The 542-nt window shown below is 42.1% G+C and carries 1 protein-coding gene and 1 pseudogene; both read left to right on the top strand.

What is annotated here, in order from left to right; genetic code table 11:
• The first annotated feature begins 46 nt into the window (after positions 1-46).
• Positions 47-340, top strand: a complete 294-nt coding sequence (locus ACWHAR_RS31145; protein ID WP_003220661.1) for a WXG100 family type VII secretion target — start codon at positions 47-49, stop codon at positions 338-340.
• A gap of 69 nt (positions 341-409) precedes the next feature.
• A pseudogene (yukD, locus tag ACWHAR_RS31140) lies at positions 410-542 on the top strand (ESX secretion system protein YukD); the annotation flags it as partial.

Genomic DNA, 542 nt, shown 5'->3' with positions numbered 1-542 from the left:
GAATTAGCCCATATTTAGGCTGATGGCACAGGAGGTAATGAGGAATATGGCAGGATTAATTCGTGTCACACCCGAAGAGCTAAGAGCGATGGCGAAGCAATACGGCGTTGAAAGCCAAGAAGTATTAAATCAGGTTGATCGTTTAAACCGAATGATCTCTGATTTGAAAAGCATGTGGGAAGGTGCTTCAAGCGAAGCGTTCGCAGATCAATACGAGCAGCTCAAACCTTCATTTATCAAAATGTCAGATTTGCTTCAAGATGTGAATCAGCAGCTTGATCAAACAGCAAATACACTTGAGTCTACTGACCAAGACATCGCAAATCAAATCCGCGGATAACAGTATGAAAGGGAAGGAGCGCCTGATTCAAAAGAAGACGGCGCTCTTTCTATGTAAGGGTGATCCTAAATGTATATTGATATTACAATAGATTTGAAACATTATAACGGCAGTGTCTTTGATCTCAGATTGTCAGATTACCACCCGGTGAAAAAAGTAATTGATATTGCTTGGCAGGCCCAAAGCGTATCTATGCCTCCGC

This window comes from Bacillus sp. LR--39, from assembly GCF_053613335.1.
Note: the sequence above shows the minus strand (reverse complement) of the source record. Positions and strands in the feature narration are given on the sequence as shown.

Bases quoted from the DNA above. Each gene is read 5' to 3' on its own strand.
- ACWHAR_RS31145 (WP_003220661.1), top strand. From the start codon at position 47: ATGGCAGGATTAATTCGTGTCACACCCGAAGAGCTAAGAGCGATGGCG.